Origin of the sequence: Brucella sp. (assembly GCF_032066345.1) — a bacterium.
GTDB classification, from domain to species: domain Bacteria; phylum Pseudomonadota; class Alphaproteobacteria; order Rhizobiales; family Rhizobiaceae; genus Brucella; species Brucella pseudogrignonensis.
Genome location: NZ_DAMBKZ010000022.1, coordinates 20898 through 40218 on the forward strand (window position 1 = coordinate 20898; position 19321 = coordinate 40218).

Below are 19321 nucleotides of genomic sequence, written 5' to 3' on the forward strand. Positions count from 1 at the left end.
TCCGCGTGCCAATCACTATATGGATTTGCACACTCTGACGGGCGACTCTTATCGCCCATTTAGGCAGTTTCGGGGAATACCGCAACGATGTCCAGCGTGACGGTCGCTACTATCATCGGGGTTCACAGAAGAACCCGCATTACGCTTTCAGATTACGCTTACCCAGATAGCAAAGGTAGCAACGAACAGGCTGACGGAGACGAAAGACAAAACGTCGTAGACGAGATCGGTCATTGGAATAACTCCTCTTTGTTCACGTATGTTTATTTTTTGTTCCATTTTTGTTCTAAAGTCAACACCCGTTCTGCTGCAGTCATGTATTTAAGGTTTATGAAAAATAAACATGCAATCGCCGGCAGCATGGCCACCGGCGTTCAATGATCAACAATATGAGATGTCATGCGGAGAACAGCTGACGCAGAATGCTAAAGCATCCACGGTTTAAACTGAACCATTGGAAATGCGCTCTATAGCTGCTTTTACAGCGGTTCCAGTTGAGAATGAACGTTGGAACCGCTGCAACTATTTGGCTTTATGTATTATCCGACGCATCGCAGCAGGAAAAGAAATCAGTCCGACGAACTGATTTCCATGCAGAGGCGCTTCGCACTTTTGCTGGAAATACTTTTAAACTTCCCTTTGGACATCAGACATCGACGACCTTGCCCTCTTTAAGGGTGACGCGACGATCCATACGACGAGCGAGCTCATGGTTATGGGTCGCGATCAGAGCTGCCAGTCCCGACTGCCGCACGAGCGCCTCAAGCGCCCCAAAGACGTAGGACGACGTGGTCGGGTCAAGGTTGCCTGTCGGTTCATCCGCCAGCAGAACCAGCGGTGCGTTAGCCACCGCACGCGCAATTGCAACACGTTGCTGCTCACCACCAGAAAGCTCGGCAGGACGATGCGACGCACGTTTGCCGATCTTCATATAGTCGAGCAACTGTTGCGCACGCACAGTTGCAGCCTTCGGTGGAAGGCCGCGGATCATCTGTGGCATCATCACGTTTTCCAGAGCCGAGAACTCCGGCAGCAGGTGATGAAACTGATAAACAAAGCCGACATCGTTGCGACGAACAGCAGTTCGCTCGTCTTCCGACAGGCCGCCACATGAACGGCCATCAAGAATGACGTCGCCTGCATCCGGACGCTCAAGCAGACCCGCCGTGTGCAGCAGGGTCGACTTGCCAGCGCCAGACGGCGCAACAAGTGCCACCATCTCTCCGCGACGCAGTGTAAAGTTCGCGTCCTTCAGAATAACGAGTTCGCGATCAGCTTCCTTATAGGCACGGCTGACATTTTCCAGACGCAGAATGACTTCAGCCGCCATTATTCATACCTCAGGGCTTCGACCGGATCGAGCTTGGCAGCGCGCCATGCCGGCAAAATGGTGGCAATAAAAGAAAGGACCAAAGCCATTGCTATAACGGAGAATGTTTCACCAACATCCATCTTCGCGGGCAGCGTGCTCAGGAAATAAAGCTCCGGATTAAACAGGGTCGTGCCCGAAAGCCACGAGAAAAACTGGCGAATCCGCTCTACATTGAGACATACGACGACACCGAGAACCACGCCTGCAAGCGTACCCGTCACGCCAATCGCGGCACCCGTCATCAGGAATATTCGCATGACCGCGCCACGCGTTGCCCCCATGGTTCGAAGGATAGCAATGTCGCGCCCTTTATCCTTCACCAGCATGATAAGGCCGGAAATGATATTGAGTGCGGCCACAAGCACGATCAGCGTCAGGATCATGAACATGACGTTACGCTCAACCTGCAAGGCAGAGAAGAACGTCTGGTTGCGCTGACGCCAATCGACCATGGAGATTTGACGCGCTGCAACTTCCTCAACAGGTGCGCGCATGGCGTCTACTTTATCAGGATTATCGACAAAGATTTCCAGCGACTGCACTTTGCCTTCCTGATTGAAGAAAAGCTGCGCTTCCGATAGCGGCATCATGACGATGGACGCATCATATTCCGACATACCGATCTCAAAAATCGCGACAATCGGGTAGGCTTTGACGCGCGGGTTGACGCCAAATGGCGTCACATCGCCATCGGGTGAGATAACGCGCAGCGTATCGCCAATAGAAAGGCCAAGGTTTTCAGCCATACGTGTGCCAATTGCCACGCCGCCGCCCTGATCAAAGCCCTGCAAAGTGCCTTGCTTGATATTGTCAGAAACGAGCTTGAGCTTGGCAAGATCTTCCTCACGAAGACCACGAACCAGAGCACCAGTGCCTGCGCCGATATTGCCCTGCACCAAAGCCTGTCCTTCGACGACAGGAATAGCAAATTTCACACCGGAAATGCCGTCAATGCGGGTAATCAGGCTGGCATAATCATCAAGTGGCCGATCTATCGGCTGCATGATGAGATGTCCGTTGATGCCCAGAATTCTATTCAGAAGCTCAGCGCGGAAACCGTTCATCACCGCCATAACGATGATGAGTGTAGCGACGCCGAGCATGATACCGGTGAACGAGAAACCGGCAATCACCGAAATAAACGTTTCGCGGCGGCGCGCTCGCAGATAGCGCCATGCGATCATCCGCTCAAAGGCTGAGAATGGGCCAGAAGAAGGTGCCTTATCAGACGCCTTCTGCTTGCCATCAGATTTTGCTGCCGCCGCACTGCTCATGTTTAAGCCGTCAAAAGGTTGATTGCTGCTTCGACGGTGAGATTCTGACGCTCACCGGTCTTACGGTCCTTGACCTCGACTTCGCCAGCCGCAACGCCACGCGGGCCGACGATAACCTGATAAGGCAAGCCGATCAGATCCATTGTCGCAAACTTGGAACCCGGACGGTTATCCGTGTCGTCGAGAAGCGGATCGATCCCAGCATTGGTGAATGCTTCATAGAGCTTTTCGCTCACGCCATCGCAGCCTTCATCGCCCGGCTTCATGTTGACAATGCCAACACCGAAAGGCGCAATCGCCTTTGGCCAGATGATGCCTGCTTCGTCGTGGGATGCTTCAATAGCAGCCGCCACCAGACGCGAAGGACCGATACCGTAAGAGCCCATCGAAACAAGGTGTTCCTTGCCATCTGGGCCCTGCACTTTTGCGCCCATTGGCTCGGAATACTTGGTGCCAAAATGGAAGATATGGCCGACTTCGATGCCACGCGCGGAAACCTGATCATCGGCTTTCACCGCTGACCATTCTGCTTCATCATGCATTTCGTCAGTTGCCGCGTAAGGCGTCGTCCAGCGAGTGACGATATCCGTCAGCTGTTCGTCATTTCGGAAATCCGTATCTGCGCCTGGAACGGCGAGATCGAGATAGGCTTTATCGCAATAAACCTGGCTTTCGCCGGTTTCAGCCAGAATGATGAATTCGTGGCTGAGATCACCACCGATCGGGCCGGTATCAGCACGCATCGGAATTGCCTGCAGACCGACGCGAGCAAAGGTGCGCAGATAAGAGACGAACATGCGGTAGTAAGCCATCTTCGCGCCCTCATAATCGAGGTCGAACGAATAGGCGTCTTTCATGAGGAACTCACGCGAGCGCATCACACCGAAACGCGGACGCACTTCGTCGCGGAATTTCCACTGAATGTGATAGAGGTTCAGCGGCAGATCCTTATAGGAACGCACGTAGGAACGGAAAATATCCGTAACCATTTCTTCATTCGTCGGTCCGAAGAGCATTTCACGCTCCTGGCGGTCCTGAATGCGCAGCATTTCTTTGCCGTATGCATCATAACGACCGCTTTCACGCCAAAGGTCGGCGGACTGGATCGTCGGCATAAGAATTTCATTCGCGCCAGCACGGTTCTGCTCTTCACGAATGATGTTGCAAACCTTGTTGAGCACTTTCAGACCAAGCGGGAGCCATGAATAAATGCCTGCCGACTGCTGACGGATCATACCCGCGCGCAGCATCAACCTATGAGAGACAATTTCTGCCTCTTTTGGGTTTTCCTTCAGAATGGGCAAAAAATACTGCGACAGACGCATCGTGACCACCGATCAAGAGAGAGATTGCCTGAATATCAACTGAGTGCGTGTAGAATCAGGCAAAAATTAAGCAAACTTGCCGGTTTCATAACGGGTTATGCCGCTGTTGAAAACCCGCCCGCCTCCGCTTTGCTGATATGGGTTTTTGCCATCCACAAACATCACCTAAACATGAAAGTAGATCGCAAGAAACTATACACAGCGAGATTTATATTCAATTTCAATACATTAATTAAACTGCACATCCTTCTGGGAAAAATTACGAACGAAATATGACATTGTGAAAGATTTTTGGTGACAAAAGCTGTGCAGTCCGCTATTTTTTTCATCAATAAGCCTAACAACGGAATTAACCGTTGGTTCACGCGGTCAAAGTCTTGGGAGGATGGATCCAGGCGCGATTACTCGCTGCCGCCAGTAAAATGGAAACGGGTCGAACGCGTATTCGACTAGCAAGGCGAAAGCCTTGCTTTTTTTTTGGCTTTACATAACAAAAGCCAACCCCTGCAGAATTAACTCATTGATAGTTTTATTATTTCTCTGACTGCAAAATGCTGCATCAGATGCGCTTTTTATTGGCTTGAACACCATGTTCTCGACAGCGGATTTTCATCGTAGAGCGAGTTTCTCCAAGCGCTAATTTTCTATCGATTCAAACAGTTATAAAGAATTGATGAGTTTTAGATTCATAGCCTATAGTCAGTAACAGCCGCGAAAATGCCTAGTGTGAACCCAATGCCTATAAAATAGGCATTGGGTTTTTTCATCTTACAAATTTCTGGAAATAGAGTGTCCGCTTTTACTTCAGATCGGGAAAGAAGTGCGGAATATCATCAAGGCCGAAACCCTGGACCTGCGTCATGTAATAATAGAGGCAGAAGATAGCGGTCGCGACAAATGTCGTACGTAGAAAGGCGAGACCGATGCGTGGCTTTGCAGGAGCACTGGCAACGGTGCCCAATGTGACCTCTTTTTCTTCGGCCTGTGTGCGCAAACCAACGGGTAGAAGGGCAAACAACGTTATCCACCAGAAGATAAAATACATTGCGACGCCGGAAACGATGGTCATTTCATGCCTCCTCAAGCTCGATCAGTGTCCCATTGAAGTCCTTGGGATGCAAAAATAGTACGGGCTTTCCGTGAGCACCGATCTTTGGCTCGCCGTTACCGAGAATGCGTGCGCCTTCCGCTTTAAGATGGTCACGAGCGGCGATAATATCTGCAACTTCATAGCAAAGATGATGCATACCGCCGGAAGGGTTCTTTTCCAAGAAGCTTGCGATGGGCGATCCCTCGCCCAAAGGTTCAAGCAACTCGATCTTGGTATTGCCGACGTCGATGAAAACCACAGTTACACCATGTTCAGGCAAAGCCTGTGGCGCTGTAACTTTCGCACCCAGCTGCGCGCTATAGAGCGCAGACGCGGTCTTTATATCCGGAACCGCGATTGCGACATGGTTCAGGCGTTCAAGCATCAGTGTCCTCCTCCCGAAAACTGAAGCCTACTTTATCCGGTTGATAAACACCGTCACTACCGGCTTTTTGCCCCATGCCTCATTTGTCGCAGCGCGAACAGCGCGGCGAACAGATTCACGAACGACTTCCAGATCCTTGCGGCGGGCGCGCGGAATGCTGTCGATAGCTTCAATTGCGGCATCGAGCAGAATATCTTCCATCAGATCGCCCTGCGCATCTTCTTCCGGCAGACCGAAAGCCACGAGATCAGGCTCATCCATGATCTTGAAATCGCGATCCAGCAGCACGGAAACAGCGACATGGCCGACATAGGCAAGCTTACGACGCTCAACCATACCGATTTCGTCTTCGTCACCAATCAGCTTGCCGTCCTTGTATATACGACCAATCGGGGCTTCATCGATGATTTCGGCCTTGCCGGGAGCAAGGCGCAGCATATCGCCGTCGCGCACCTGCGCAATCTCTTCGATACCTTCCATTGCACCAAGCGAACCCTGAGCAACCAGATGCGCGGCTTCTCCATGAACCGGCACAAGAATCTTTGGGCGCACCCATGAATACATGCGCTTCAGCTCAGCTCTTCGCGGATGGCCTGAAACATGCACAAGCGCATCATCATCGCTGATCAGCTTGATACCCTGATCGATAAGCTTGTTCTTGATGTCGAGAATGGCCTTTTCGTTGCCCGGAATTGGACGCGACGAAAAAATAACGGTATCGCCAGCCGAAAGCGCAATGCTGCGCATTTCATCGCGTGCCAGTTTTGCGAGCGCGGCACGCGGCTCGCCCTGACTACCTGTGAGGATCATCACGACGTTTTCACGCGGGATATAGCCATAATCGTCTTCGCTGAGGAACTCAGGCAGGCCTTCCATATAGCCAAGCTCGGTCGCCACAGCGATTGTGCGTTTCATGGAACGACCAACCACCAGCACCTGACGACCCGCATCGCGTGCGGCTTCGGTGATCGAGCGAATACGTCCAACATTCGACGAGAAAGTCGTAATGGCAACGCGTCCACGCGCGTTTTCAATGAGTTCGCGCAGGCTTTCGCCGACTTGACGCTCGGATGGAGATTCCCCTTCTCGCATCGCATTGGTAGAGTCGCAGACAAGCGCCAGAACACCCTGATCACCGAGCGCACGGAAACGTGCTTCATCAATCAGCGGCCCCATTGAAGGGTCCGGATCCATCTTCCAGTCGCCGGTATGAACGACCGTTCCAAGCGGCGTGGTGATTGCCAACGAAACGGGTTCAGGGATCGAGTGCGTGACAGCAATCGCTTCCAACTTGAACGGGCCGATTTCAAAGCTTTCACCAGCCTTGAAAATATTCATCGGAATTTCCGGTGCACCGAATTCAGACTGGCGCTTGGCTTCAAGCAGGCCCGCGGTGAATGGCGTTGCATAGACGGGCGCCTTCAGGCGCGGCCACAGATCAAGCAATGCGCCGTAGTGGTCTTCGTGCGCATGCGTGATGACGATGCCGCGCAGATTGTGCTTTTCAGCTTCAAGAAAACGAATGTCAGGGAGAATAAGGTCCGCGCCCGGATGTTCCGGTCCGGCAAAGCTTACGCCCATGTCGACCACGATCCATTCACGATTGTCTTCAGGACCAAAGCCATACATGGCGAGGTTCATGCCGATTTCGCCGACACCGCCGAGCGGCAGGAAGACAAATTGCGTCGATGGTGAGCGGGGCATAATGCCTCCCTGTTCTAACTTCGTTTTAGAGTGCCTTCTTAGCAAATTGATTCAGCTTAACACTCTAACTTTTTGATATAATGCGCATCCTGTTCCGGAAGAGAAAACAATTCTTCACCGAAGATGCTCTGATTATGCCTCTGTTGAACCGACTGCCGATAGTTTGCAAGCCCGGAACGGCGCCAACTGAGGCCTATTGTGCACATATATTGCTTCAGGAAACGGCTTTAACAGATGCTGCCGTTCCAAAATAGACATCGCCAGCGGTCACAGGCACGCGTGTTCCATCGTCCTCACGGATGACCAGCCGACACTCCGAATCGATAGTTTCAAAAACGCCTTCAACAATCCGGCCATTGAGCTGCATAGCAACAGGCTGGCCGAGACCATGCGCGCGCTTGAGCCAAAGTTCGCGAATATTGTTCAATCCCCGCCCTTGATCCCAGATGCGGTAATATTGGCACCATGCATCGGAAAGTGCCAGAAACAGCGTAGCGGCATCCGTATTGCCGCCCAATCCGTTGATCGAGGTTGCGGCGTAAGGCAACCCCTCAGGCGCTGCAACGACATTCGTGCCCATGCCAATCGCTATTCCGAAACGTCCATCCGAGAGCATCGTTGATTCAAGCAGAATTCCGGAAAGCTTTGCGCCATCAACCAGCACATCATTCGGCCATTTGAGCGCGACATTGACGCGGGCAGCTACAGCTTCCGGCAAAACAGCATCAACAGCATCCGCCAAGGCGAGACCTGCGACAAAGCCGAGTGTGGCGGCAGTTTTGGGATCAAAACGTTCAACGAGAAGCAGAGTGGCGGCAAGATTGCCTTCGGGCGCGGTCCACGTACGGCCACGACGCCCTCGTCCGCTCTCCTGTTTGGGAGAAACGAACCAAAGGCGCCCAGCATCCCCGGCATTAGCCTGTGCAAGCGCCTCTGCATTGGTAGAACCAACGACCGGAAAAAACTCCAGTCGGTATTCGTCTGCTAAAGCCGCAGGTGCCAGCGTGAAACCCATGCCATCACCTGCGGCCTTATTCATTGTCATGCTCAGAAGAACGTCTTCGCTGCAGTTTCAGCCAAGCCGCCGAGCCAGCCACCGATCAGTCCATAGAACAGAACGAAAGCACCCGAAACGAGCAGTACGAGACGCAGCTCGATTGCTGCTGGAACGAAAGTCGTTGTTGGCTCATCGAACCACATGATCTTGATCATGCGCAGATAGTAGAATGCACCAACAACCGAAGCGACGATACCGATGATTGCCAGCGGATAAAGACCAACTTCAACAGCTGCGACGAAGGTGTACCACTTACCGAAGAAGCCAGCGAGCGGCGGAATACCAGCAAGCGAGAACAGCATTATGGTCATGATGGTTGCCATCACCGGATTGGTGCGCGACAGACCAGCAAGATCTTCGATCTGCTCAACATTGCCGTCCTTGGTCCGCATGGACAGGATGAAGGCAAAGCTACCCAGCGTCATGACGAGATAGATCGCCATGTAAAGAGCGACACCCTTAACACCAACAACCGTACCGGCAGCCAGACCAACGAGAGCATAGCCCATGTGGCTGATCGACGAGTAGGCCATCAGGCGCTTGATGTTGCGCTGACCGATAGCGGCGAAAGCACCCAGCACCATCGAAGCAATCGCGACGAAAGTGATAACCTGCTGCCAGTCGTGGGTCACAGGAGCAAATGCGCCTTCAACAACACGAACGATCAGAGCCATTGCTGCCATCTTTGGAGCGGCTGCAAAGAATGCGGTTACCGGCGTTGGCGAACCTTCATAAACGTCCGGCGTCCACATATGGAATGGAACAGCGGAAATCTTGAAGCAGAGACCTGCCAGAATGAACACCAGTCCGAAGACCAGACCAAGCTGACGCTCGCCGCCGCTGATTGCGGTTGCGATTTCGGCAAAGCCGATATGGCCGGTGTAACCGTAAACAAGGCTGATACCGTAGAGCAGCATACCCGACGAAAGCGCACCCAGTACGAAGTACTTGAGGCCAGCTTCGGTGGAGCGAACACTGTCACGATTGAAGGCTGCAAGCACATAGAGTGCAAGCGACTGCAGTTCGAGACCCATATAAAGCGTCAGCATGTTCGATGCCGACACCATGATGAGCATGCCGAGCGTCGAAAGCACGATCAGCACTGGGAATTCGAACTTGTCGAACTTTTCTTCACGCGCAAAGCCAACGGACATAACGAGCGTCACGATGGAGCCGATCAGTGTCAGCGCCTTCATGAAACGTGCGAAGCCATCGCTTACAAAGCCACCGCCGAAAGCAGTGCCGTTGTGCGGGAAGATCACGACAAGAGCCAGTGCTGCAATCAAAACAGCGACTGCAAGTCCATTGACGAGGGTTGAGGCGCGCTCTCCGGAGAACACGCCGATCATGAGCAATGCCAGTCCGCTCAGCGCGAGGAGAACCTCGGGAGCTGCGAGAGACAGGGAAGCAATCAGGTCGGTTTGCATCAAGCCTACGCCTTTACTTACTGCGCCAGCGTAGCGCTAGCGGCATTTGCCAGCGCTGCGTCGTAATTAGTAACCAGTGCATGCACGGCGCTTGCGGTCGCATCAAAGACCGGAACCGGATACACACCGAAGAAGATAGTGAGGATCACAAGCGGATACAGGATCAGCTTTTCACGCGGGCTGAGGTCGAGAAGGCCCTTGAGGCTTTCCTTGGTCAGCGCACCAAACACCACGTTGCGATAGAGCCACAGCGCATAGGCTGCCGACAGGATCACACCCGATGTCGCGAACAGGGCAACCCACGTATTGACGCGGAAGACACCGAACAGCGTGAGGAATTCACCCACAAAGCCCGAAGTACCCGGAAGACCCACATTCGCCATCGTCAGGATGAGGAATGCAACCGCATATTTCGGCATGTTGTTGACGAGACCGCCAAAGGCCGAAATCTCACGGGTATGCATACGGTCATAGATGACACCCACGCAAAGGAAGAGCGCGCCCGAAACAATACCATGCGAGAGCATCTGGAAGATCGCACCCTGCACGCCCTGCTCGTTGGCTGCGAAGATACCCATGGTCACATAGCCCATGTGCGCAACCGACGAGTAAGCAATCAACTTCTTGATATCTTCCTGCACCAAAGCCACGAGCGAGGTGTAGACGATAGCAATTGCAGACAATGCAAAGACGAATGGTGCAAAATCGGCAGATGCAAGCGGGAACATCGGCAGCGAGAAGCGCAGGAAGCCGTAGCCACCGAGCTTCAGAAGAATACCAGCCAGAATGACCGAGCCTGCCGTCGGCGCTTCAACGTGCGCATCGGGCAACCAGGTATGAACCGGCCACATTGGCATCTTGACCGCGAAGGATGCGAAGAACGCCAGCCACAGCCACGTCTGCATACCTGCCGGGAAGTCGTATTTCAGCAGTTCGACGATATTGAGCGTACCGGCCTGCCAGTACATTGCCATGATTGCGATCAGCATCAGCACGGAGCCGAGCAGCGTGTAGAGGAAGAACTTGAAGCTTGCATAAACGCGGCGCTTACCACCCCAAACACCGATGATGATGAACATCGGGATAAGGCTTGCTTCAAAGAACACGTAGAACAGGAACAGGTCGAGAGCGCAGAACACGCCGATCATAAGCGTTTCCAGAATAAGGAAAGCGATCATGTATTCCTTGACGCGCTTGTCGATAGCCAACCAGCTTGCCAAGATGCAGAACGGCATGAGGAAAGCGGAGAGCACGACAAACAGCATGGAAATGCCGTCAACGCCCATGTGGTAGGAAATGCCACCACCGAGCCAGTCGATCTGTTCGACCATCTGGAAGCCTGGATTTGAATTATCAAATCCGGCCCAGATAACCAGGGATAGAATGAAGACGAAAACCGTGGTCAGCAGCGCAACATTCTTGATGTTGCGACGCGAGGCTTCGCTGTCATCCTTGATGAGAAGGATCAACAAGGCGCCGACGAGCGGCAGGAATGTGACCGTAGAAAGAATTGGCCAATCGGTCATCAGAAAGAGCTCCCGAGCATCATCCAGGTGACGAGCGCGGCGACGCCGATCAGCATCGCGAATGCGTAGTGATAAAGGTAACCCGACTGCATCTTCACAACGCGACCCGTAACATCAAGAACGCGTGCGGCGACACCATTAGGACCGTATCCATCGATAATCTTGCCATCACCGACCTTCCAGAAGAAGCGGCCGAGGAAACGAGCAGGACGCACGAAGATAAAGTCATACAATTCGTCGAAGTACCACTTGTTGAGAAGGAACTGGTACAGACCACGATGACGTTCTGCGAGTGCCTTTGGAATGTGCGGCGCACGGATATAGAAAATCCAAGCCGTTACCAGACCGATCAGCATAGCGATGAACGGCGACAACTTAACCCACAGTGGAACATGGTGATAATGTTCCAGGATTTCGTTGCTTGGCAACGTGAAGAGCGCACCCTTCCAGAACTCGGCATATTCGTGACCGAAGAAGAATTCCTTGAATACGACACCTGCAAGCAGAGCGCCGACAGCGAGGATCAGCAACGGTACCAGCATCACCGGAGGCGATTCATGGACGTGATGCATGACTTCAGCGGAAGCGCGTGGCTTGCCATAGAAGGTCATGAAAATCAGACGCCATGAGTAGAAGCTGGTGAACATTGCCGCGATCACGAGGAGCGTGAAAGCGTAGCCCGATGCGAGGCTGTGCGATGCAAAGACCGACTCGATGATGGCATCCTTCGAGAAGAAGCCAGCGGTACCGATGATCGTGCCTGGTACACCCAGACCCGTAATCGCAACAGTACCAATCATCATCATCCAGTAGGTGATCGGGATCAGCTTACGCAGACCACCCATGCGACGCATGTCCTGTTCTTCAGACACGGCATGGATAACCGAGCCTGCGCAAAGGAACAGAAGAGCCTTGAAGAAAGCGTGCGTGAACAGGTGGAATACAGCAGCACCGTAAGCGCCAACACCCAGAGCCGCAAACATGTAACCAAGCTGCGAACAGGTCGAGTAAGCGATAACGCGCTTGATGTCGTTCTGAACCAGAGCAACGGTTGCAGCAAAGAAAGCTGTCGTTGCACCGATGATCGTCACGATCAGAAGAGCCGTGTGCGAGAGTTCGAAGATCGGCGACAGGCGCGCAACCATGAACACACCCGCGGTCACCATCGTTGCCGCGTGAATAAGCGCGGACACAGGCGTCGGGCCTTCCATCGCGTCAGGAAGCCAGGTGTGCAGCAGGAACTGCGCGGACTTACCCATAGCACCCATGAAGAGCAGAAGGCAGACAACCGTCAGAGCGGTTTCCTTGTGCAGCTCATAGCCGAGGAAGTTAAGAACAACCGAACCGGCATCGCTCGCACCTTCAGCTGGCAGATAGGTCGCTGCAGCTGAGAAGATCGTGTTGTAATCAACCGACTGGAACAGCGCGAACAGACCGAAGATGCCGAGCAGGAAGCCGAAGTCACCAACGCGGTTGACCACGAATGCCTTCATTGCAGCAGCATTTGCCGATGGCTTCTGGAACCAGAAACCGATCAGAAGGTAGGATGCGAGACCAACGCCTTCCCAGCCGAAGAACATCTGGATCAGATTGTCCGACGTTACCAGCATGAGCATGGCAAAGGTGAAGAGCGAAAGATAAGCAAAGAAGCGCGGACGATGTGGATCGTGGTGCATGTATCCGATCGAATAAATGTGCACCAGTGCCGACACCGAGTTGATCACGACGAGCATAACGCCAGTCAGCGTATCAACACGCAGAGCCCAATCAAACGACAGCGAACCGGACGTAACCCAGTGAAGAACAGGAATACGAATTGTTTCGGCATCGTGTCCGAGCGGGATCTTGAAGAACACGACCCATGACAGGATCGCGACGATCACCATCAGGCCGGAAGTGATGTATTCACTCGCTTTGGCTCCGATCTTGTTGCCGAACAGGCCAGCAACAAGAAAGCCGATAAGCGGAAGGAAGACGATCGCGTAGTAGAGCATTTGCCCGTCAACCTTTCATAACATTGACGTCTTCCACCGCGATGGAGCCGCGATTACGGAAGAAAACAACGAGGATTGCCAGACCGATAGCTGCTTCAGCAGCCGCAACAGTCAGAACGAAGAGCGCGAAAACCTGTCCGACCATATCGCCAAGCACAGAAGAAAACGCCACGAAATTGAGATTGACCGAGAGAAGGATCAATTCGACAGACATCAGGATAACGATGACGTTCTTACGGTTTAAGAAGATACCGAAAACGCCAAGGGTGAACAGGATGGCCGAAACGGTCAGATAATGAGAAATACCGATTTCCATATTCTTATCCTCAGATGCCCTTGCCCGGTTCGACCTTCTTGATCTCGATCGCCGTCTCAGGCGTACGAGCGACCTGATCCGGGATCGACTGGCGCTTAACATTCGGCTTGTGCCGCAGCGTCAGAACGATCGCGCCGATCATGGCTACGAGAAGGACCAATCCTGCAATCTGGAAGTGGAAGACGAAGTCGGTGTAAAGAATATCACCGAGGGCTGCGGTGTTGGTGCGTTCAGCAAGATCAGGGATCGGAACGGCGCCCTGCCCCAGCTTAGGCGTGAACATCGAACCCGCAAAAACAACAATCAGCTCGCCCAGCAGAATGAGACCGACCAGAGCGCCAACCGGCGCATATTGCAGCGCACCGCGCTTCAATTCGGAGAAGTCAACATCCAGCATCATGACGACGAAGAGGAAGAGAACCGCCACAGCACCGACATAAACGACGAGCAGGATCATGGCGAGGAACTCGGCCCCCGTCAGCAGGAACAGCGCCGCTGCATTGAAGAAAGCGAGGATCAGAAACAGCACCGAATGCACGGGGTTGCGTGCCGCAATCACCATGAACGCGCTTGCGATCATGATAAAGGCGAACAGATAGAAGAACGCTGCCGCAATACCTGTCAGCATGGGGATCCCCCAACACCTTTCCGTGGACAAAGCCTGATTGCTTCATCCGCTTTAGTCTTTGTTTGCCGCGAATAATCGCGAAACTTAAATTCCAGCAACAAGACGGGCCGCCCCTTCTTGTTGCCGCTTTTCAAACCGGATGCCGAAACAAGGTTTCAGCAAAACCAATCAGCGATATGGCGCATCCATCGCGATGTTGCGCGCAATTTCGCGTTCCCAGCGATCGCCATTAGCAAGGAGCTTATCCTTGTCATAGTAGAGCTCTTCGCGGGTTTCGGTCGCAAACTCGAAGTTTGGACCTTCGACAATTGCATCCACCGGGCAAGCTTCCTGACAGAAGCCGCAATAGATGCACTTCACCATATCGATGTCGTAACGCACCGTGCGGCGCGTGCCGTCATTGCGGCGCGGACCAGCTTCAATGGTGATAGCCTGCGCCGGGCAGATCGCTTCGCAGAGCTTACAGGCAATGCAGCGTTCTTCGCCGTTGGGATAACGGCGCAGCGCGTGCTCGCCACGGAAACGTGGCGAAACGGGACCTTTTTCATGCGGGTAGTTCAGTGTCGCCTTGGGCGCAAAGAACTGACGCATGGAGAGGAAGAAAGCACCGACGAATTCCTTGAGAAGGAGGGATTTCGCGGCTTGTGCGAATGAAGCCATTTGTCTTTCTCCTTACACCAGATCGAAGACTTTGATGACGGTCGCGGTCAGAACAACCATTGCCAGCGAAATCGGCAGGAACACTTTCCAACCCAGACGCATCAACTGGTCGTAACGGTAACGCGGTACGAAAGCCTTCACCATGGCGAACATGAAGAAGCAGAAGCAGAGCTTGAGCATGAACCAGATGATGCCCGGAACCCAGTTGAGGAACCATACGTCAACCGGAGGCAACCAGCCGCCAAGGAAGAGTGTGGTCATCAGGGCGCACATCAGCGTGATCGCCACATACTCGCCAAGGAAGAACAGAAGGAACGGCGTGGACGAATATTCGATCATGTGACCGGCCACGAGTTCGGATTCAGCTTCGACAAGATCGAATGGCGGACGGTTCGTTTCAGCAAGCGCCGAAATGAAGAAGATCACGAACATCGGGAACAGTACCAGCCAGTTCCAGTCGAGGAACGAAGCAGGCAGGCCGAGCGATGTACCGAGACCCGTATTCTGCGACAGCACGATATCCGTCAGGTTGAGCGAGCCAACCGTCAGAAGAACCGTGACAATCACGAAACCGATCGACACTTCATAAGAGACCATCTGTGCTGCCGAACGAAGTGCGCCGAGGAATGGGTACTTCGAGTTCGAGGCCCAGCCGCCCATGATCACGCCGTAAACTTCAAGCGAAGAAATGGCGAAGATATAGAGAATGCCGACATTAATATTAGCAATCGCCCAGCCTTCATTGACCGGGATGACTGCCCAGGTTGCCATTGCCAGAACCGCTGAAACAAACGGTGCAAGAAGGAACACGCCCTTGTTTGCGCCCGAAGGAATGATTGGTTCCTTGAAGACGAACTTCAAAAGATCGGCGAATGCCTGAAAGAGACCCCATGGACCAACAACGTTTGGTCCACGGCGAAGCTGAACAGCTGCCCAGATCTTACGATCCGCATAAAGCAGGTAAGCCACGACGATCAGCAATACGACAAGCAGAACGACCGACTTCAGCGCCATGATTAGCGCGGGCAAGACGTAAGCTGCAAAAATTCCGTCCATTATTCCGTCTCTCTCTCGCTTACTCAGCTGCCTGTTGGAAGCTGCCGGCCGCAAGCGCCGAGCACTCGGCCATGACAGCGGAAGCACGCGCGATTGGGTTCGTCAGGTAGAAATCCTTGACCGGCGAAACGAAAGCAGCGCCGCCGGAAAGGTTGGATGCCTTTGCAGCCAGCGCGACGATGTCGTCGGCCGAAGCAGGCGCAATAGTGTCGATCGCCATCATATGCGGGAAGTCTGCATAGAGCTTGGCGCGAAGCTGTGCGAGGCTGTCAAACGGCAGACGCTTGCCGAGCGTGTCGGAAAGAGCGCGCAGAATTGCCCAATCTTCCTTCGCTTCGCCCGGTGCGAAACCAGCACGGTTGCCGAGCTGTACGCGACCTTCAGTGTTGAGCCATGTACCCGACTTTTCGGTATAGGTTGCACCTGGGAGGATAACGTCAGCGGCATGTGCACCGGCATCGCCATGCGTACCGATATAAACAACAAAGCTCGAACCTTTGGTCGTCATGTCGAGTTCGTCTGCACCGAGCAGGAACACAACATCGAGATTGCCCAACATATCGCGAGCAGCCTTGCCGCCCTCACCCGGAACAATGCCGAGATCAAGCGCACCGACGCGGGAAGCTGCAGTGTGAAGAACCGAGAAACCGTTCCACTCAGCGTTGATTGCACCAACATCCTGCGCAAGCTTTGCAGCGGATGCGAGAACTGCTGCACCATTTTCGCCGGTGAGCGCGCCCTGACCAATGATGATCAATGGACGTTCAGCCTTTGCCAGCACGTCGCGGAATGCGTTCTTGCCCGAAGCAACTGCTGCGAGTGTGTCTGCGCCTGCACCCAGATATTCGTAGTCGTAACGCAGTTCAGCCTGTTCGCCGATCAGAGCGATCGGGAAATGGCCCATGCGCTGACGCTTGCGAATACGAGCGTTCAGAACAGCTGCTTCAACGCGTGGGTTGGAGCCGATGATCAGAAGAGCGTCAGCATTTTCAATGCCTTCGATCGTTGTGTTAAAGAGATAGCTTGAACGACCCAAAGCTGGATCAAGTGATACGCCATCCTGACGGCTATCGATATTCTTCGAGCCGAGCGATGCAATGAGGCTTTTCAGAGCATAGAGTTCTTCAACCGAAGCCAGATCGCCAGCGACTGCACCGATCTTGTCAGCGGAAGTAGCAGAAACCTTGGCAGCGATTGCTGCGAAAGCTTCTGGCCACGAAGCTGCAACCAGACGACCTTCCTTGCGAACATATGGGCGATCGAGGCGCTGGGTGCGCAGACCATCCCAGATGAAGCGGGTCTTGTCGGAAATCCACTCTTCGTTCACCGCTTCATTGACGCGCGGCATGATGCGCATCACTTCACGGCCACGGGTATCAACGCGGATGTTCGAACCGACAGCATCCATCACGTCGATGGTTTCAGTCTTGTTCAGTTCCCACGGACGAGCCTGGAATTCATATGGACGCGAGGTCAGAGCACCAACCGGGCAAAGGTCGATAACATTGCCCTGCAGTTCCGAGGTCATTGCGCGTTCAAGATAGGTGGTGATTTCAGCATCTTCACCGCGACCGATAAGGCCGAGCTCGGAAATGCCAGCCACTTCAGTCGTGAAGCGGACGCAGCGCGTGCAGTGAATGCAGCGTGTCATCACGGTCTTGACGAGTGGACCAATATACTTGTTCTCAACGGCACGCTTGTTTTCACGATAGCGCGAGCCATCGGTACCAAATGCCATTGCCTGATCCTGTAGATCGCACTCACCTGCCTGATCGCAGATCGGGCAATCGAGCGGATGGTTGATGAGCAGGAATTCCATCACGCCTTCGCGGGCCTTCTTGACCATAGGCGTGTTGGTGAAAATTTCAGGTGCTTCGCCGTTCGGGCCAGGACGCAGATCGCGAACACCCATAGCGCAGGATGCTGCCGGCTTTGGCGGTCCACCCTTCACTTCAACAAGGCACATGCGGCAGTTTCCAGCGATGGAAAGCCGTTCGTGGAAACAAAAACGCGGGACTTCAGCCCCCGCGGCTTCGGCAGCCTGAAGGAGCGTATAGTGATCGGGTACTTCGATCTCTGTGCCGTCAACCTTAATATTTGCCATCGCTTATCCAAACCTGCGGCTCTTGCCGCATCTTCCAGATGTCAAACTCTAAAGTCCGCCCTTCCCGGGCGGACATACAACGTATTCTTCCGCTTACTCAGCCGCTTCGAGGCGGATGTTGCGGCTCTGAACAGCGTTGCGTGTATAATCGTCAATGCGCTTTTCAATTTCCGGACGGAAATTGCGGATCAAGCCCTGAATAGGCCATGCAGCAGCATCACCAAGCGCGCAGATCGTGTGACCTTCAATCTGCTTGGTTACGTCGAGAAGCATGTCGATTTCGCGCTTCTGCGCGTTACCCTTGACCATGCGTTCCATGACGCGCCACATCCAGCCCGTGCCTTCACGGCAAGGCGTGCACTGACCGCAGCTTTCATGCTTGAAGAAAGCTGAAAGACGGGCAATTGCCTTAATCACGTCAGTGGACTTGTCCATGACGATCACGCCGCCGGTACCGAACGAAGATTTCTTTTCGCGCATACCGTCAAAGTCCATGATGGCATCCATCATGTCTTCACCCTTGATAATCGGGCAGGATGCACCGCCGGGAATGACGCCGAGCAGATTGTCCCAGCCACCACGGATGCCGCCAGCGTGCTTTTCGATCAGCTCGCGGAAAGTAATGCCGAGGCTTTCTTCAACGGTGCAAGGCGTGTTCACATGACCAGAAATCTGGAACAGCTTGGTGCCGACGTTGTTCGGACGGCCAATCGACGAGAACCATGCACCGCCGCGACGCAAGATTGTCGGAGCAACAGCAATCGATTCAACGTTGTTAACAGTCGTTGGGCAGCCATAAAGGCCCATGTTCGCAGGGAACGGAGGCTTCAGACGTGGCTGGCCCTTCTTGCCTTCAAGGCTTTCGAGAAGAGCTGTTTCTTCACCGCAGATATAAGCGCCGGCGCCGTGATGGAGGAAAATATCCATATCCCAGCCGCACTTATTGTTCTTGCCCAGAAGGCCAGCGTCATAGCACTCATCAATCGCTGCCTGCAGCGCTTCACGCTCACGCATGAATTCGCCGCGCAGATAGATGTAAGCAGTATGAGCACTCATGGCACAACCGGCGATCACGCAGCCTTCGATCAGCGTATGCGGATCGTGGCGCAGAATTTCGCGGTCCTTACAGGTGCCCGGCTCGGATTCATCGGCATTCACGACGAGGTAATGCGGACGATCCGTCACTTCCTTCGGCATAAACGACCATTTCAGGCCAGTCGGGAAGCCTGCGCCACCACGTCCACGAAGGTTCGAAGCCTTCATTTCGTTGATGATCCAGTCGCGGCCCTTTTCGATGAAGCCCTTGGTGTTATCCCAATGGCCACGCGACATGGCGCCTTTCAGCGACTGGTCTTTAAAGCCATAGATATTGGTGAAGATGCGATCTTTATCAGCCAGCATGT

17 protein-coding genes are annotated in these 19321 nt (G+C 53.7%); 1 reads left to right on the forward strand and 16 read right to left on the reverse strand.

All coding sequences use genetic code 11. The annotated features are described in order from the left end of the window. The first annotated feature begins 87 nt into the window (after nucleotides 1–87). Entirely contained in the window at nucleotides 88–381 is a 294-nt protein-coding gene (locus RT142_RS20465) for a hypothetical protein (protein WP_094543767.1), read from the forward strand. Between the two features lie 265 nt (nucleotides 382–646). Here RT142_RS20465 and RT142_RS20470 read toward each other — a convergent pair whose 3' ends face one another. From RT142_RS20470 to nuoF, 16 genes are all read right to left on the reverse strand, one after another. Continuing rightward, nucleotides 647–1330 carry an ABC transporter ATP-binding protein gene (locus RT142_RS20470; protein WP_007874573.1) on the reverse strand — a complete coding sequence of 228 codons (684 nt, stop codon included), beginning with the start codon at nucleotides 1328–1330 and terminating at the stop codon, nucleotides 647–649. Next, nucleotides 1330–2646: a lipoprotein-releasing ABC transporter permease subunit gene (locus tag RT142_RS20475; RefSeq protein ID WP_007874571.1), complete on the reverse strand. Its 1317-nt coding sequence runs from the start codon at nucleotides 2644–2646 to the stop codon at nucleotides 1330–1332. The genes RT142_RS20470 and RT142_RS20475 overlap by 1 nt, the downstream gene beginning before the upstream one ends. Before the next feature lie 2 nt (nucleotides 2647–2648). Next, nucleotides 2649–3971, reverse strand: coding sequence for a proline--tRNA ligase (gene proS / locus RT142_RS20480; RefSeq protein ID WP_079211767.1), 1323 nt, complete (start codon nucleotides 3969–3971; stop codon nucleotides 2649–2651). Nucleotides 3972–4770: 799 nt separating this feature from the next. Next, nucleotides 4771–5040 carry a DUF1467 family protein gene (locus tag RT142_RS20485; protein WP_007874566.1) on the reverse strand — a complete coding sequence of 90 codons (270 nt, stop codon included), beginning with the start codon at nucleotides 5038–5040 and terminating at the stop codon, nucleotides 4771–4773. Between the two features lies 1 nt (nucleotide 5041). Further along, a complete protein-coding gene (gene mce, locus RT142_RS20490; RefSeq protein ID WP_105518401.1) occupies nucleotides 5042–5446 on the reverse strand; it encodes a methylmalonyl-CoA epimerase in 405 nt (134 codons plus the stop codon). A gap of 27 nt (nucleotides 5447–5473) precedes the next feature. Next, nucleotides 5474–7150, reverse strand: a complete 1677-nt coding sequence (locus RT142_RS20495) for a ribonuclease J (protein WP_112804932.1) — start codon at nucleotides 7148–7150, stop codon at nucleotides 5474–5476. A gap of 214 nt (nucleotides 7151–7364) precedes the next feature. Continuing rightward, a complete protein-coding gene (locus RT142_RS20500) occupies nucleotides 7365–8165 on the reverse strand; it encodes a biotin--[acetyl-CoA-carboxylase] ligase (RefSeq protein WP_007874556.1) in 801 nt (266 codons plus the stop codon). A 32-nt stretch (nucleotides 8166–8197) separates the two neighbouring features. Beyond that, nucleotides 8198–9634 (reverse strand): NADH-quinone oxidoreductase subunit NuoN, encoded by a 1437-nt coding sequence (nuoN, locus tag RT142_RS20505; RefSeq protein WP_064320472.1) that lies wholly within the window; start codon nucleotides 9632–9634, stop codon nucleotides 8198–8200. 17 nt (nucleotides 9635–9651) lie between these two features. Next, nucleotides 9652–11160: an NADH-quinone oxidoreductase subunit M gene (locus tag RT142_RS20510; RefSeq protein WP_007874554.1), complete on the reverse strand. Its 1509-nt coding sequence runs from the start codon at nucleotides 11158–11160 to the stop codon at nucleotides 9652–9654. After that, nucleotides 11160–13154: an NADH-quinone oxidoreductase subunit L gene (nuoL, locus tag RT142_RS20515; protein WP_007874553.1), complete on the reverse strand. Its 1995-nt coding sequence runs from the start codon at nucleotides 13152–13154 to the stop codon at nucleotides 11160–11162. Before nuoL ends, RT142_RS20510 begins: the two co-directional genes overlap by 1 nt. A gap of 7 nt (nucleotides 13155–13161) precedes the next feature. Continuing rightward, entirely contained in the window at nucleotides 13162–13470 is a 309-nt protein-coding gene (nuoK, locus tag RT142_RS20520; protein ID WP_007874552.1) for an NADH-quinone oxidoreductase subunit NuoK, read from the reverse strand. Between the two features lie 10 nt (nucleotides 13471–13480). Next, a complete protein-coding gene (locus RT142_RS20525; RefSeq protein WP_007874551.1) occupies nucleotides 13481–14098 on the reverse strand; it encodes an NADH-quinone oxidoreductase subunit J in 618 nt (205 codons plus the stop codon). Between the two features lie 168 nt (nucleotides 14099–14266). Continuing rightward, entirely contained in the window at nucleotides 14267–14758 is a 492-nt protein-coding gene (gene nuoI, locus RT142_RS20530; protein WP_007874549.1) for an NADH-quinone oxidoreductase subunit NuoI, read from the reverse strand. Between the two features lie 12 nt (nucleotides 14759–14770). Then, on the reverse strand, nucleotides 14771–15814 hold the full coding sequence (gene nuoH / locus RT142_RS20535) for an NADH-quinone oxidoreductase subunit NuoH (protein WP_007874545.1): 1044 nt from the start codon (nucleotides 15812–15814) through the stop codon (nucleotides 14771–14773). Nucleotides 15815–15833: 19 nt separating this feature from the next. After that, nucleotides 15834–17918 (reverse strand): NADH-quinone oxidoreductase subunit NuoG, encoded by a 2085-nt coding sequence (gene nuoG, locus RT142_RS20540; RefSeq protein ID WP_313031136.1) that lies wholly within the window; start codon nucleotides 17916–17918, stop codon nucleotides 15834–15836. Between the two features lie 93 nt (nucleotides 17919–18011). Beyond that, a complete protein-coding gene (gene nuoF / locus RT142_RS20545; RefSeq protein ID WP_007874542.1) occupies nucleotides 18012–19319 on the reverse strand; it encodes an NADH-quinone oxidoreductase subunit NuoF in 1308 nt (435 codons plus the stop codon). Nucleotides 19320–19321: the final 2 nt, after the last annotated feature.

Coding starts and splice junctions, on each gene's coding strand:
- nuoK (WP_007874552.1), bottom strand. CDS start 13,470: ATGGAAATCGGTATTTCTCATTATCTGACCGTTTCGGCCATCCTGTTC.
- nuoH (WP_007874545.1), bottom strand. CDS start 15,814: ATGGACGGAATTTTTGCAGCTTACGTCTTGCCCGCGCTAATCATGGCG.
- RT142_RS20465 (WP_094543767.1), top strand. CDS start 88: ATGTCCAGCGTGACGGTCGCTACTATCATCGGGGTTCACAGAAGAACC.
- RT142_RS20510 (WP_007874554.1), bottom strand. CDS start 11,160: ATGACCGATTGGCCAATTCTTTCTACGGTCACATTCCTGCCGCTCGTC.
- mce (WP_105518401.1), bottom strand. CDS start 5,446: ATGCTTGAACGCCTGAACCATGTCGCAATCGCGGTTCCGGATATAAAG.
- nuoI (WP_007874549.1), bottom strand. CDS start 14,758: ATGGCTTCATTCGCACAAGCCGCGAAATCCCTCCTTCTCAAGGAATTC.
- nuoF (WP_007874542.1), bottom strand. CDS start 19,319: ATGCTGGCTGATAAAGATCGCATCTTCACCAATATCTATGGCTTTAAA.
- proS (WP_079211767.1), bottom strand. CDS start 3,971: ATGCGTCTGTCGCAGTATTTTTTGCCCATTCTGAAGGAAAACCCAAAA.
- RT142_RS20470 (WP_007874573.1), bottom strand. CDS start 1,330: ATGGCGGCTGAAGTCATTCTGCGTCTGGAAAATGTCAGCCGTGCCTAT.
- RT142_RS20475 (WP_007874571.1), bottom strand. CDS start 2,646: ATGAGCAGTGCGGCGGCAGCAAAATCTGATGGCAAGCAGAAGGCGTCT.
- RT142_RS20500 (WP_007874556.1), bottom strand. CDS start 8,165: ATGGGTTTCACGCTGGCACCTGCGGCTTTAGCAGACGAATACCGACTG.
- nuoG (WP_313031136.1), bottom strand. CDS start 17,918: ATGGCAAATATTAAGGTTGACGGCACAGAGATCGAAGTACCCGATCAC.
- nuoN (WP_064320472.1), bottom strand. CDS start 9,634: ATGCAAACCGACCTGATTGCTTCCCTGTCTCTCGCAGCTCCCGAGGTT.
- nuoL (WP_007874553.1), bottom strand. CDS start 13,154: ATGCTCTACTACGCGATCGTCTTCCTTCCGCTTATCGGCTTTCTTGTT.
- RT142_RS20525 (WP_007874551.1), bottom strand. CDS start 14,098: ATGCTGACAGGTATTGCGGCAGCGTTCTTCTATCTGTTCGCCTTTATC.
- RT142_RS20495 (WP_112804932.1), bottom strand. CDS start 7,150: ATGCCCCGCTCACCATCGACGCAATTTGTCTTCCTGCCGCTCGGCGGT.
- RT142_RS20485 (WP_007874566.1), bottom strand. CDS start 5,040: ATGACCATCGTTTCCGGCGTCGCAATGTATTTTATCTTCTGGTGGATA.